General features: G+C 36.3%; 12 protein-coding genes and 1 pseudogene. 5 read left to right on the forward strand and 8 right to left on the reverse strand.

Going from position 1 to position 12,235, the window contains the following annotated elements:
* Positions 1 to 534: DUF481 domain-containing protein (locus tag SKM54_RS07730; RefSeq protein WP_321095054.1), on the forward strand; the 534-nt coding region annotated here is incomplete at its 5' end.
* A gap of 51 nt (positions 535 to 585) precedes the next feature.
* Positions 586 to 1,101: a cysteine peptidase family C39 domain-containing protein gene (locus tag SKM54_RS07735; RefSeq protein ID WP_321090859.1), complete on the forward strand. Its 516-nt coding sequence runs from the start codon at positions 586 to 588 to the stop codon at positions 1,099 to 1,101.
* Between the two features lie 62 nt (positions 1,102 to 1,163).
* Here SKM54_RS07735 and SKM54_RS07740 read toward each other — a convergent pair whose 3' ends face one another.
* The 4 genes from SKM54_RS07740 to SKM54_RS07755 form a co-directional block, all read right to left on the reverse strand.
* A complete protein-coding gene (locus SKM54_RS07740; RefSeq protein ID WP_154773483.1) occupies positions 1,164 to 1,679 on the reverse strand; it encodes a tetratricopeptide repeat protein in 516 nt (171 codons plus the stop codon).
* 120 nt (positions 1,680 to 1,799) lie between these two features.
* On the reverse strand, positions 1,800 to 2,138 hold the full coding sequence (locus tag SKM54_RS07745) for a DUF3325 domain-containing protein (protein ID WP_154773482.1): 339 nt from the start codon (positions 2,136 to 2,138) through the stop codon (positions 1,800 to 1,802).
* Positions 2,135 to 3,838, reverse strand: a complete 1,704-nt coding sequence (locus SKM54_RS07750) for a PepSY-associated TM helix domain-containing protein (RefSeq protein WP_321095055.1) — start codon at positions 3,836 to 3,838, stop codon at positions 2,135 to 2,137. The genes SKM54_RS07745 and SKM54_RS07750 overlap by 4 nt, the downstream gene beginning before the upstream one ends.
* Before the next feature lies 1 nt (position 3,839).
* A complete protein-coding gene (locus SKM54_RS07755; protein ID WP_321090857.1) occupies positions 3,840 to 4,190 on the reverse strand; it encodes a hypothetical protein in 351 nt (116 codons plus the stop codon).
* 451 nt (positions 4,191 to 4,641) lie between these two features.
* Between SKM54_RS07755 and SKM54_RS07760 the strand changes: the two genes are divergently transcribed.
* On the forward strand, positions 4,642 to 4,902 hold the full coding sequence (locus tag SKM54_RS07760; protein ID WP_321090856.1) for a hypothetical protein: 261 nt from the start codon (positions 4,642 to 4,644) through the stop codon (positions 4,900 to 4,902).
* 216 nt (positions 4,903 to 5,118) lie between these two features.
* Here the strand turns inward: SKM54_RS07760 and lipA are convergent, their stop codons facing one another.
* Positions 5,119 to 6,132 carry a lipoyl synthase gene (gene lipA / locus SKM54_RS07765; RefSeq protein ID WP_321090855.1) on the reverse strand — a complete coding sequence of 338 codons (1,014 nt, stop codon included), beginning with the start codon at positions 6,130 to 6,132 and terminating at the stop codon, positions 5,119 to 5,121.
* 211 nt (positions 6,133 to 6,343) lie between these two features.
* Here lipA and sthA point away from each other — a divergent pair, with 211 nt between their 5' ends.
* Entirely contained in the window at positions 6,344 to 7,759 is a 1,416-nt protein-coding gene (sthA, locus tag SKM54_RS07770; protein ID WP_154772472.1) for a Si-specific NAD(P)(+) transhydrogenase, read from the forward strand.
* A gap of 58 nt (positions 7,760 to 7,817) precedes the next feature.
* On the opposite strand, the gene SKM54_RS07775 is transcribed toward sthA, so the two are convergent.
* On the reverse strand, positions 7,818 to 8,678 hold the full coding sequence (locus SKM54_RS07775; protein ID WP_154772470.1) for a pirin family protein: 861 nt from the start codon (positions 8,676 to 8,678) through the stop codon (positions 7,818 to 7,820).
* A 103-nt stretch (positions 8,679 to 8,781) separates the two neighbouring features.
* On the opposite strand from SKM54_RS07775, the gene SKM54_RS07780 reads away from it, so the two are divergent.
* Positions 8,782 to 9,690 (forward strand): LysR substrate-binding domain-containing protein, encoded by a 909-nt coding sequence (locus SKM54_RS07780; RefSeq protein ID WP_321095056.1) that lies wholly within the window; start codon positions 8,782 to 8,784, stop codon positions 9,688 to 9,690.
* 54 nt (positions 9,691 to 9,744) lie between these two features.
* On the opposite strand, the pseudogene SKM54_RS07785 reads toward SKM54_RS07780, so the two are convergent.
* Both SKM54_RS07785 and SKM54_RS07790 read right to left on the reverse strand, forming a co-directional pair.
* Positions 9,745 to 10,703, reverse strand: a pseudogene (locus tag SKM54_RS07785) (TauD/TfdA dioxygenase family protein).
* A 259-nt stretch (positions 10,704 to 10,962) separates the two neighbouring features.
* Positions 10,963 to 12,174, reverse strand: coding sequence for an MFS transporter (locus SKM54_RS07790; protein ID WP_321087883.1), 1,212 nt, complete (start codon positions 12,172 to 12,174; stop codon positions 10,963 to 10,965).
* Positions 12,175 to 12,235: the final 61 nt, after the last annotated feature.

A 12,235-nucleotide genomic window follows, 5' to 3' on the forward strand; every position in this document is an offset into this window, starting at 1 on the left:
CAAGAACTTATTTCAGATGTTGTTAGTACACATGGAAATAGTTCTGATCAAAATATAGAACGTTATTATGTGTCGGGGAAAATTTTGCATAGAGGGGAAAATATTGTTTACCGTTTTGGAAAAATTACGGCAGAAAAAGATTTAACCAGTATTTTTGATCATCAAATTGCAACATCAATGGGATGGGGAATTGATGTTTTAAAAAGTGATGATGTGAGTTTGTCTTTAGAAATGGGTGGTGGCTACAGATATAGCCGCATGAAAGATTCAGAAGATGAAAAAGCAACGCATGAAGGAACAGGAATGTTGGCAGGATTTTATACCTATAAAATATCTCCAGATATAAAATTTAATCAGGACATTTCATTTGAATTAGGGAAAGATTCACAAATACTACGTTCACGTAGTGCGTTAAGTGCAGATTTAACTAAAAAGATTTCTGCTGTGGCAAGTTACAGTCTTAAAAATGTGCAAGCAGATAAAGGCGACAATAGAGATTCATTACTTTCATTGGGTTTGCGTTATAGATATTAAGTGCGGGACATCGAACTTAGCTGTATGATTTCTGGTTTTAGAGGGGAAGATATGTCATTAGAAATACCTGAAGATTTGGCAAATCTTGAAGCGAATGGCGGAATTTACGCAGTCTGGATGTTGCTACAACATTTGGGTATAGATGCTGAAATTAAACAGCTTATAGATGTTTGTGGGCATGATGCTGAATATGGATCTACAACAATCGGTTTAGCTGTTGGCTTAAAGAAATTTGGTTTTAATGTTCAGTTTTATACTGAAGACGATCCTGATATGCAGGAACAAGAAAAATTGAGTTATGTTCAAGCAAAAAAACTTAATTTACCTGTTTTAGCTGCAATTAAATATTCGGATATTCAAAAGACATTTGAACAAAATAAATTTGTCATTGTGTATTACGACACTTTGGAAGGTTTAGGAAATCATTCACTTGTGTACGATATCAACGAATCTGAAATATGTTTCTTTGATAGTTTTGATGCAATGTCTAAAGAAGTATTTGAAGAGCAACGAAAAGTAGATGGTATTTGTAGACAAGTTATTATTGTCGATGCAAATCATATTTAAAGTAAATTACTAAAATAAGATAGTAAAAAGCCCAAAATCAATTGGGCTTTTTAAGCCGAAAATTATTCTTCGGCTGCTTGTGCTTTTTCGTGCCAATATTCAGCTTTTTCTTCATCTGCATCTACACCTAGAGCATTTTCGTAAATAAATGCTAAATCTCGCATAGCTTGAACTTCACCAAGTTCAGCCGCTTGTGTAACAAGTTTTACAGATTTTTCGACATCTTTTTCAATAACATCGCCACGACGGAAATATCCTGCTAACTCTAATGTTGCAGCAGGGTGCTTTTGCATATTCGCTTTGCTTAACCAATAATAGCCAAGTTCAAAATGTGCTTTTGATTCTTCAGCATCTTCTTCTGCCATATCTTTAGCGTAAACAGTATAGCCTTCACCAAGCCAATACATTGCTTCTACATGACCATTTTCAGCAGCTTTAAGCGCCCATTCTTCTGCAAGAATGATGTCGTCTTCATGCTCGCTTTGCATATACAATTCGGCAAGTTCAAATTGTGCTTTTGCATTATTTGCCAAAGCAAGATTTGTAAGAGCAGCAGGGACAACAATACGTTTAGGCATAAAAATTCCAAAACAAAACTAAAATATACAAAGTAAGACATCTAAAAGATCAATAAAAAAGCCAATCCGAAGATTGGCTTAGATAGTATAGCTGAAATTATCAAAAGCTTTAACCGATGTTTAAAACACAATGAGCAAAGCTGTAATAATAAAAATTGAACTCAAAGCTAAAACAATTTTCTTAAAATATTGTGCGTAATAGCTTGTGCATAAACCTACAAATAAGGCTGATAGCGTTATAGCGCCAAACCAATAACTCACATTGTTACTTGGTTTCCCTAAGGATAAACAAATACCAAGACTGATGATTAATCCACACCAACCTACAAGCGTTGCTAATCGGCTTTGCTTAACATTAAGTTCTGTATTGAAATATTGCTTTTGATGTTTTCCTATTGAGCTTGCTAGGCCAAAGAATCCAAGTGCAGACATTGCCCAAACACAGAAGAAAAAGATCATGCTGAAATCTCCTGTTTCTTCGCTTTTTTAGCAGGAAGAGTTGGATGCTTTTTCACTTTGTAATATGAAAATGCAAAAACAATTGCAAGTACCCACATTGCTAAGTCAAAGCTTGCAATAACCCATTGTCCATAAGCAATGCTATTCCAAAGTGCTTGTCCGCCTGTCATGAAGTTTAGAATAGGAAGTAAAGCGAAAAGTACAGTTGCTAACGCTAAAAGTTCTAGCCATGCTTGACGTGAACTACGGAAAATTGGATAAATTAAAGTGAGTAACCAAACCACAAAAAATGTACGGATTTCCCAGTTTAAACGCATGTCCATATCTGCAGGAATAAAGCGATTAGCATAGAAATAAGCAGCACATGCAATAGGTAAACCAATAATGGCTGCAATATTTGTCACTTCAACTAAGCGATAACCAAAAGATTTATAACCTTGTTTTTGCTGTTGAGGCGCACGTTTAACACACCACAGAATTAAACCTGTAGCGACCATAACTGTGCCTACAATGCCAGATAAAAACAGCAACCAACGAAGCGCAATATCTACACCACGAGCTTCATGTAAAGTTGTGAAAACATTGTAAATACCCATTGGGATATTAGGATTTTTTAAGCTACTAGAATCATCGGTTATATTTTTACCTGTAACACCATCAAACTGTAAGCTTGTATAAACATTACGGTATGCAACGCTTTCTCCATATAAGGCACGAAGTTCAATTTTTGCTTGATTAGTATTTGGCGCAATAATGCTGATTGTTCCAATAGGATTGATTTTCCACTTTTGTTGAGCATAAGCTAAAATTGGAGCAACATTTGTTAGCTCTGCAGGTTGAGCTTCTTTTTTCTCACGTCCACGACGTTTTTCGCCACGCTCAGTATCTTGAGTCCGTTCTGCATTTACTTGTTGGTTTCTGTTTAATGCAGCATCAGAAGGCTTAGACTCTTTATTTTCTTGAACTAAAGCTCTGTTTTGATCTTGTAAAAATTCTCCTCGACCTTCATAAACGCGCTCTACACCCCAAGGCATAATGGTGAAAAGTAGCAATAGCAATCCGCTAAAAGTAATCATAATGTGGAAGGGAAGTGCGAGTACAGCAGTTGCGTTATGTGCATCTAACCAAGAGCGTTGACCTTTGCCTGAACGGAAAGTGAAGAAATCTTTAAAGATTTTTTTATGTGTAATTACGCCACTAATAATGGCAACGAACATTAGTAACGTTGCAATGCCAACAATCCAACGTGACCACGTACGTGGCATGCCGTAAAGCTCAAAGTGAAAACGATATAAGAAACCACCACCACGTGTTTCACGTGCTTCTAAAGTTTGTCCCGTTGCACTATCAATGGTAATGCGTGTACCACCACGTCTTGCGCGTGGATCTTCACCTGGTTTTCGAACGGTTATAAGTGTTGTATTTTGACGTGAATTTGGAAGCTGAATATTCCAAGCTGCAGCATCAGGGTGGTTCTTTTGTAAATAGTTTAACGCAACTTGAGTTTGTTGAACTTGTGTCGCTTGAGGCACAGATTGATGAAGTTCAGGTTTCATCCATACTGTAATTTCATTTTGGAAATAACTAAGCGTGCCTGTCACAAATATTGCGTAAAGTAACCAACCTAAAATAAGACTTGCCCACGTGTGGAGCCAAGACATCGATTGGCGAGGTCCTTCTTGTTTGCCATCTACACGCATGTTAATTTCCTAGTAATTTGTAAATAACAAACAAAACGAGACTGGGTAAAATAATCCCTAAACTAGCCTTTAATGTTTTATTGACCATGAATACCCAAATAAATGCAGCAGTCCAAATAAGGAAAGCGACAATAGTTGCACCCATAGCAGCACTGCCACGGTCTTCAGAAAAAGCTTCTGCAATTAATATTGCAGATAGCGAAGAAAGAACGTACCCCCCCAATAATGCGACAACAAAACGATATAAAATCATTAAGCGGTACAAAAGAGTCGACTGTTTTTCTTTAGTTTTGACTAACGATTTCCTTGCAACAGGTGTTGCAGATATGGCATCTATTTGAGAGCTGGTCATAAGTTGAATGTCAGATAGTAAATGTTAAGGTTTATAATGCTAATGATAACAATTATTATTTGAATTTAGAATCGGGTTGGCTATTTTTTTTAATTAAAATAATGAATTAATGGGCATTTAGCTGAAGTTCTTATTTTATTTTGTACAAAATATGAGGGGATGTAAGTGTTAGGCATATCTGTATAAGAGTTATGTATATTAGTGTTTCTGGTGATTGGTGAAAAATATTTTTAATTTAAATTGTTTTTTAATAAGTAATATTTAAAATATTTTCTGTATTTCAATCTTTTAAAGTACTTGTATCTAATGTTTTAAGTGAATGTTCTAACAAGCTATAAATTTTAAAATTACATTATTAAAAAAAGCATAACACCGTATTACAGAGTTAAACTTGTCTGAAATATATACAAAAAATAAAATTCAAAGCATAAATTTAAGATGATGAAAACAGATGATAAGTTTTATAAATGCTGAAAAAGCGAAATTATTTGCACAAAGTGTTAGCTATGATATGTCTATTTATAAAAAACGCTTAGCACAGTTAATTGAAGAAAATGCAAAGCAAGGTAATACAGCAGTTTTCACGGTGCTACCTAAGCACTTGGTGTTGAGTGAAATTCATCGCTTATCTTCAGATTTGAATCAGTTAGGCTATTCAATTCGATTTGAAGTTAAAGAGTTTTATTATAGTTTTAACATACATTGGAATTAATTTTTTTTAATGTATATGCCTATATTCTGACAATTCAAAAGACATAAATCTGTAAGAAATATTCATTATTTTATAGGAATATTAGATACAGATTTAACTTTAGACTTTTGTATTCATATTACTCTTCAATACCTCGTGAATATCTCCCTTTAGTTCAGTGAGGTTTTTTTTATTCAAAAAAAGCCCTCAAGGTGAGGGCTTTTTATTTATGATTTTTTAAGCTTCAATAGTTTGAATTGCAATTTTTTTAGCAGGATCTACTTTACGACGTACATTTGGTACAGGCTCGCCATAATATTGACGGTCTGCAAAGTAACTAGAGCGAACCATTGGTGCTGCCCAAATGTTACGGAAACCAAGTTTTTGTCCGTGTGCTGTATAACGCTCAAATTCCTCTGGTGTTACAAAGCGATCAATTGGTGCATGTTCTTTAGATGGTTGTAAGTATTGACCAATTGTTACGTAGTCAACGCCGTGTGCATGTAAATCATCTAAAAGAGAAAGTACTTCTTCTTCAGTTTCACCAATACCCACCATTAAGCCGCATTTTGTTGGCACATCTGGGCAATATTCTTTAAACATTTTCAATAAGTTTAAAGAATGTTGGTAGTCTGAACCTGGACGCATTGCTTTATAAAGGCGAGGCACAGTTTCGATATTATGGTTGAAAACATCAGGTGGACATTCCGTCATAATGCGTAGCGCAATATCCATACGACCACGGAAGTCAGGTACTAAAATTTCTAATAATGTTTTAGGGCTTAATGCACGCGCTTCTTTAATACAGTCTACAAAGTGTTGAGCACCGCCATCGAGTAAATCGTCACGGTCTACAGATGTAATTACAGCGTATTTTAAACCAAGGTTGGCAATTGTTTCTGCCATATGACGTGGTTCATCTGCATCTAATGCATTTGGACGACCATGTGCAACATCACAGAATGGGCAACGACGGGTACAGATATCACCCATAATCATAAAGGTTGCAGTACCGCCACCAAAACATTCTGGTAAGTTTGGACAAGCAGCTTCTTCACAAACGGTATGAAGTTTTTGTGCGCGTAAAGTTGTTTTAATACGTTGGACTTCTTCAGGCGCAGCCATTTTTACACGAATCCAATCTGGCTTTCGTGGCGTTTCAACCGTAGGAATAACTTTTACAGGTATACGAGCGACTTTTTCTGCGCCACGAAGTTTTACGCCCTGTTCTGGTTTACGGTTTTCAGACATATGCAACTTTTCCACTGTTTTAATAGGGGGGAAATATTCAAAAATTTATCTTTCCCATTATAGCGAAGTTGATCTTAAATAGGGGGAAAACAATATTCATTTAATAAATGTTGTTATCACATAATATATGCGTGCTAAATACACCAAATTGAAATAATATCAGTCATAATATAGATATGATTTAAAGATAAATTTGATTAAGGAGCGTTGAATGCCACGTAAGAAAGAGGTCGTTAGTGGGAATTTCGTTAAATACGATGCAGTAGTTCTCGGTTCGGGCCCTGCGGGTGAAGGCGCTGCAATGAAGCTTGCTAAATCTGGCAAGCGTGTTGCAATTATTGATATGCGCGAGCAACTTGGCGGTAACTGTACTCACGTAGGTACAATTCCAAGTAAAGCTTTACGTCAGACGGTTTCTAGTGTCATTCGTTATCAACGTGATCCAATGTTTCAAAAAGTAGGTGATTGGAAACAATTCACCATGAAACAAGTTTTACGTAATGCACATAAAGTGATTCAACAACAAGTTGATACGCACTCACGTTTTTATGATCGTAATAAAATTGATATTTATCATGGTCGTGCGTATGTGCAAGATAAAAATACAGTGCTCGTATTTAGCCCAGAAGGCATTACAGAAACAATCGTTTTCCAACAGCTTGTGATTGCAACAGGTTCGCGTCCATATCGTCCTGCAGTTTTAGATTTTAACCATCCTCGTGTTTTTGATTCGGACAAGATTCTTGATCTTGATTTCTCAATTCAAAAAATCATTATTTATGGCGCAGGTGTAATTGGTTGTGAATATGCATCTATTTTTATTGGTTTAGACCATAAAGTAGATTTGATTAATACTCAGCCTAAACTTCTTAGCTATTTAGATGATGAAATTTCTGATGCATTGTCTTATCACTTACGTGAACAAGGCGTGTTGATTCGTCATAATGAACAAATTGATCATTTGGAAACTCATGATGATCACGTTGTGATGTATTTACAAAGTGGTAAGAAAATTAAAGCGGATGCTATTTTATGGTGTAACGGTCGTTCTGGTAATACAGATGGCTTAGGTTTAGAAAATGTAGGCTTAACACCAAATAGCCGTGGTCAACTTGCTGTTAATGATAAATATCAAACAGAAGTTGAAAACATTTATGCTGCGGGTGACGTGATTGGTTGGCCATCTCTTGCTTCTGCTGCGTATGACCAAGGTCGTAACGCGGGCGGTAACATGAGCGGTGAAGAAGGTCTTAAACCTGTAACTTCAATTCCTACAGGTATTTATACTATTCCTGAAATTTCTTCTATTGGTAAAACTGAACAACAGCTTACCGAAGAAAAAATTCCGTATGAAGTGGGTCAAGCATCTTTCCGTTATTTAGCGCGTGCGCAAATTACGGGTGATACAGTGGGTGAGTTGAAAATCTTATTCCATCGCGACACTTTAGAAATTTTAGGTGTTCACTGCTTTGGTAATAATGCTGCGGAAATTATTCACATTGGTCAGGCTGTGATGAATAGCCCAAACAATACGATTAAATATTTCGTGGAAACAACATTTAACTATCCAACGATGGCGGAAGCATATCGTGTAGCAACATTAAATGGTATGAATCGTTTATTCTAAAATAAATAAGTGATGAATAAAAAAAACCGCATATTATATGCGGTTTTTTTTATTTCGTTTAAAAATCACCATTTCGAAAATCAGCAAAGGCTTGACGAATTTCTTCCTCGGTATTCATCACAAATGGTCCATGTGCAAATACAGGTTCATTCAATAGCTCGCCGCTTAAAATTAGTAATTTAGCATTGGATAAAGTGTTAATTTTTACAGATGATACATCTGTACTTACATATAGCGTTTGCATGGCACCGTAAGTTTTTTCATCTATAGAAATATCACCACTTAATACAAAAATTTTAGTGCTCCAATTAGGATTTAAATTAAAGCTTTGTTCTCTATTTGCATTCAAGCGAACATCCCAAACATTCATTGGACTGAATGTTAATGCAGGGCCTGCATGACTTTGGTCGTCTTGAATATATTCACCTGCAATAACACGCACCACGCCACTATTATTTGCAAGTTGTACTTCAGAAATATTTCCTTCAGTTAACTCTTGATAACGTGGCTCGGTCATTTTTGCGGAACTTGGTAGGTTTACCCAAAGTTGAACCATGTCGAGTGTGCCGCCAGTTTTAGCAAATGCTTTTGAATGATGTTCTGCATGTAAAATACCTTTACCCGCAGTCATCCATTGCACTTCATTTTTACCAATTTGACCTTTATTTCCTTTGGAGTCGAAATGTTCGACTTCACCGTCATACACAATAGTTACGGTTTCAAAACCGCGGTGAGGGTGCATACCAATACCACGTTGATGATTTGTAGGTGAAAACTCATAGGCGCCTGTGTATCCCATAACTAAAAATGGGCTTTTTTCATTGTCTATTTCATGCATAGGGAGCATAGAGTTTGTAGGGAAGCCATCGCCAACCCATGTACTTCTGTTACTGCTATATACGCGTTCAATTGTATTCATGTTAATACCTCAATTTTTATATCGTTATGCTTCTATTATTGCGGTATAGTTCAAGAATGACAGAGCGATTAACTCAACAGATAATTCTAAATATGCAACAATTATGCAAAATCTAAACGACTATTATTATTTTGTTCAGGTAGTGAAATACCAAGGCTTTAGTAAAGCAAGTGAAGCTTTATCTATTACAAAATCAAAGCTTTCTAGGCACATAAGTGGGTTAGAGGAGCGTTTGTCTGTACGTTTAATTCAGCGTAATACACGTAAGTTTGCTGTAACTGAAATAGGACAGCAGTTTTATGAACATTGCTTGAAAATTCTAGAAAATGTAAATGATGCTGAAAATTTTATTCATAGCACTTTGCAAGATGAACTTTGTGGGACAGTAAATATTTCATGTCCTGTTGCATTGGTGGAATTTCCAATTGGCAAGTTAGTTGTGGAGTTTATGCAACAACACTTAGATGTTCATGTGAAATTGATAGCGACTAATGAGCGAATTGATATTATTGAACAAGGTATTGATTTGGCGATTCGTGTTCGCCATTTACCTTTAGAAGATAGTGATTTAGTGGTTCGTGGTTTAGATGCATGGGAGCATGCGCTTGTCGCATCTGCTGAACTATTCAAACAAAATGATATTCCACAAAATTTAGAAGACTTAGCTAAACTTCCAAGTATTGGTTTTAACAGACCAAAACATTATTGGGATTTTAGGCATGTCTCAGAAGATAAAGTAGAGCAAATTGCATTTCAACCGCGTTTAAAAACCGATAGTTTTTCTGCAATGAAAACTGCTGTTTTGGCAAGTATGGGTGTTGCCTCTTTACCTAAAATATTTGTAAAAGAAGAGCTTAAATCGGGTCAGTTAATTGAGTTGTGCTCTGAATGGAAACTTCCTGAAGGTGTGATTCATGTGGCATATGCATCTCGGCAAGGTATGTTGCCAGCGGTACGAGAGTTGTTGAACTTCTTAATTGAAAGGTTTAAAAATTTAGATAATATTAAATAAAAATATATGCATAAAAGGGAGTTCAAAGCTCCATTTTTTATGGCCAATGTTTGTTTAATAAGGATGCCCACCCGCTAAGCTAATACGTTTAAGTAAGCGTTTTTGCTCAGATGGAAATGCTTTTCTAGAATGTAAAGTGACGTGGTTGTCCCAAAACACAATATCTCCAGCTTGCCAATTATGTTCATATTGAAACTCTAGTTTCAAAATATGTTCACGTAATTGAGCAATGAGCTGACTTCCATTTTGGTCATCATAATTGACCAGCTCAACCTCTGTACGTGTATTTAACCATAGAGCTTTACGACCAGTTTCAGGATGGGTACGTACAAGTGGGTGTGCGTAGGCATGACCAATAATAGGTTGATCTTTAAAACGGTATAACGGCATTTCTGTTTTATTGCTATTCCAGCCCTTGTTAGTTTGCGCTCGAACAAAAGGGTTATAGGTAATGAGCTGTAGTTTATCGATCTGCCGTTTGGTTTCATTATCTAGAGCATCATAAGCTTTAATGGTGTTGTACCACGTAGTTTGACCACCATTTTGAGGAAGTTGAATCGCATATAGCAATGAGCCAAAAGAAGGTTGTGGCGTCCATTGGTGGTCTGCATGGGGTGAAAGTTCAGAATGACCTGTGTAATCACCTTGATCGACGCCATTTGAAACTAGAACAACATCAGGCGGTGTACCTGTTTCTGCTTGATAACCTAGTACAGGGTTATCTGCGGTGGGGCGGAAAATAGGACCAAAATAACTAGCAAATGCTAAGTATTGAGCATCATCTAAAATTTGGTTCTTAAAAATTAAAATCAAGTTTTCTGCCAAAGCTTGTTTTAATTTATAAATGGTTTCACCAGATTGAGCTTTACGTGCATCTAAGCCCTAAACTCCAGCTCCAAGTACTTAATTTTTAAGGGGATAATTTTAATTTCGTTTGGATTTTGAAATTGATCTTCTTGATGCCAACGAGGCGCATCTTTAATTGCTTGAGATAATTGTGTTAGTGCTGTCATTTTATTTTTCACAAGATTAAGTCTTGCTTAAAATGTATGAAAATTCATTAAAGATATGAAATTAAAAGAAATGCTGAGTTATTAAATTATCAAGATATAGTAAAAAAGTATTAGATTTTCACAAGATAAGAATTAATGCGCGCAAAAGGCTTGGTTAAAGTATTCGAATAATTGAGGTGTTTTAAGCCACAATAAAATAGCAATAGCAAAGAGAAAAACAATGCCACAGCAAATGAAAGATTTAATCCAAAATAATGAATCAGTCATGAACCACATTCTCCTCATTCACCCAAAAATGTACCAATACACCTAATATGCTTAAAGCGATACAGAACATCCAAATGATGTTGTAATTACCTGTCATGTCGTGGTTTACGCCGCCCAGCCATCCACCAAAGAATGAACCAATTTGATGGGTGAAGAATACAATCCCGCTGAGCATAGATAAGTATTTTACGCCAAACATATTTGCCACAATACCATTGGTTAATGGCACGGTAGATAGCCACAATAAGCCCATAATGATACCAAATGCGTAAACTGTCCATACGCTTAGAGGAAGTAATAAAAAGGCGATAATTGCGACACCACGTAGCCCGTAAAGCCACATTAAAAGCATAGGTTTTGAGTATTTACCACCAAGCCAGCCTGCGCTAAATGTTCCAACAACATTAAATAATCCAACAAGTGCTAAAAATACTGTGCCGGTAGTTGCACTAAAACCGTGATCAATTAAATATCCGGGTAAGTGAATACCAATAAATACCACTTGGAAACCACAGACTAAAAAGCCCAAAGCTAAGAACCAAAAGGGTTTATGATTTTTAGCAATCACTAAAATTTGTTTAAAACTTAGAGATGGTTTTGTAGATGCTTGAGCATTAGGATCTTGATATGTAGGCGCTTTAAGCATAAATGCCAAAGGAACAATAAATGCAATTAAAATTGCACTTACAACCAATGCAGCAGACCACCCGACACTTTGTAAAAGTAACAGGGTTGAGGGCAACATAATAAACTGCCCAAATGAGCCTGCGGCACTTGCAATTCCCATGGCTAAGCTACGTTTTTCGGGTGGTGCAGCACGACCTACAGCAGAAAGTAAAACAGAAAATGATGTTGCAGAAAGCGCTAAACCTAAAATTAAACCTGCGCTTAAATTCAGTAATAAGCCTGTTGAACTTACAGCCATAAGCAATAAGCCTACAGCATAAAGAAAACCACCTATAGCTACGACAATTTTACTGCCGTATTTATCTGCTAAGGCGCCAGTAAAGGGTTGAGCTGCACCCCAAATTAGATTTTGCATAGCAATTGCTAGGCTAAAAACATTATGTCCCCAACTAAATTCTTGACTCATAGGAACTAAATACAAACCAAAAGCATGCCTTACACCCAACGACAACGCTAGAATAATCGCGCTACCAATAAGCATGTAAATAAGCGGTTTAGAAAATTGAGTACCTGACATGAGTCATCCGAAAATTTTTATACGTTGTTATAGTATTCGATTAAAGCATAACTAACGATCA

It is taken from the genome of Acinetobacter faecalis (assembly GCF_034187745.1).
Lineage (GTDB): Bacteria > Pseudomonadota > Gammaproteobacteria > Pseudomonadales > Moraxellaceae > Acinetobacter > Acinetobacter faecalis.